The sequence below is a fragment of the Nocardia farcinica genome, assembly GCF_029867845.1.
In the GTDB taxonomy this organism is placed as follows: Bacteria; Actinomycetota; Actinomycetes; order Mycobacteriales; family Mycobacteriaceae; genus Nocardia; species Nocardia farcinica_A.
In genome coordinates this window covers 1-1,677 of sequence record NZ_JARWRU010001080.1, presented here as the reverse complement: position 1 = coordinate 1,677, position 1,677 = coordinate 1, and the positions used below count along the sequence as shown (strand labels likewise).

Below are 1,677 nucleotides of genomic sequence, written 5' to 3'. Positions count from 1 at the left end.
CCCTCGTGGAGTCGAGGATCTGGTAGTAGGCGCAATCGAAGGCGTGCTTGAGCGCCCCGGAGAGATAGCCGAGATTGACCGGGCTGCCGAGCAGATAGCCGTCCGCGGCCAGGAAATCGGCGGGTGAACAGGTCAACGCGGGGCGGCGGAGCACCTCGACACCCTCGATCTCCGGGTCGGTGGCCCCGGCCAGCACCGCCTCGAACATCTCCTGGCAGTGCGGCGAGGGGGTGTGGTGGACGATCAGCAGCCGCGCCATCGGGCTCAGCCCTCCTGTTCCCGCTGTTCGCGTTCCAGGGCCACGGCGCGGCGCATGGTCTCGCGCGCGCGGCTCCGGTCGCCGGCGTAGTCGTAGGCGCGGGCCAGCCGGTAGGAGACGCGCCAGTTGTCCGGGTCGGCCTCCCACTCCTTCTGGACCCGGGCGAACAGGTCGTCGGCCGCCGCGCGCTCGATCCGCCCGGACGGCCGTCGCGGCAGGTCGGAGACGTCCAGTTCCAGCCCCTCCGCCCGCATCCGCGCAGCCAGCCGCTGGTGGGCCAGCGCGGCGGTCACCGAGGCCGTCACGATCCAGACGCCGAGCACCGGCAACAGCAGCACGCCGACGCCCAGCGCGATACCCGCCGCCTCGCCCGAGGTCAGCAGCGCGAAGGCCATCCGGCCCAGGAGCAGGAAGTAGAAGGCCAGCGCGGCGACCAGCACCGCGATGAAAGCGACGGTCTTCAGGCTCCTGCGGCCGTCGTCGTCCTGTCCGCTCACCGGTCGCCGCTCACAGATCCAGGAACGGGTCGAGGCCGACGGTGAGACCGGGCCTACGCGCGATCTCGCGCACGCCGAGCAGCACGCCGGGCGCGAAAGAGGAACGGTCGATGGAGTCGTGCCGGATGGTCAGCGTCTCCCCCTGGGTGCCGAACAGCACCTCCTGGTGGGCGACCAGGCCCGCCAGCCGCACCGAGTGCACCCGCACACCGTCCACGTCCGCGCCACGAGCGCCGTCGAGTTCGCTGGTGGTGGCGTCGGGACTGCGGCCGACCCCGGCGCGCTGCCTGGCCTCGGCGATCAGCCCGGCCGTGCGATAGGCGGTGCCCGACGGCGCGTCGGCCTTGCCGGGATGATGCAGTTCGACCACCTCGACCGACTCGAAGAAGCGGGCCGCCTGCTCGGCGAAGCGCATCGACAGCACCGCGCCGATGGCGAAGTTGGGGGCGATGAGCACACCGGTGTCCTGGCTGCCCGCCAGCCACCCGCGCACCTCGTCCAGACGGGCGGCGTCGAAGCCGGTGGTGCCGACGACGGCGTGGATGCCGTTTTCCACCAGGAACTTCAGATTGCCCATCACCACGTCGGGATGGGTGAAGTCGACCACCACCTGGGTGCCCGACTCGGTGAAGCGCTCCAGCGCGTCGCCCTTGTCGACCTCGGCGACCAGTTCCAGGTCGCCCGCGGCCCGCACCGCCGCGCAGATCGCCTGTCCGACTTTCCCGCGTGCTCCCAGCACTCCGACCCGAATGGTCACCGCAGCTCCTCGTATCTCTTGTGTCGTCACAAAGCCTATCGAGCGTCCGCCGGGGCCGGACGAAGCCCCGGCGGCCCCCCCCGGTCCCGTTGGCGCGACCGGTCAGGGGATCGGCCCGCGCGGGGGATCGGCGCGATCGAAGACCATGACCAGCCGCACGGCGG

The 1,677-nt window shown here is 71.6% G+C and carries 3 protein-coding genes; all 3 read right to left on the bottom strand.

The window, feature by feature from the left end:
* A partial coding sequence (locus tag QH283_RS23820) for a flavodoxin family protein (RefSeq protein ID WP_432420770.1) occupies window positions 1–259 on the bottom strand: 259 nt, incomplete at its 3' end.
* A gap of 5 nt (window positions 260–264) precedes the next feature.
* A complete protein-coding gene (locus tag QH283_RS23815; RefSeq protein WP_280505167.1) occupies window positions 265–756 on the bottom strand; it encodes a hypothetical protein in 492 nt (163 codons plus the stop codon).
* Between the two features lie 10 nt (window positions 757–766).
* Window positions 767–1,513, bottom strand: coding sequence for a 4-hydroxy-tetrahydrodipicolinate reductase (dapB, locus tag QH283_RS23810; RefSeq protein WP_280505166.1), 747 nt, complete (start codon window positions 1,511–1,513; stop codon window positions 767–769).
* Between the last annotated feature and the right edge of the window lie 164 nt (window positions 1,514–1,677).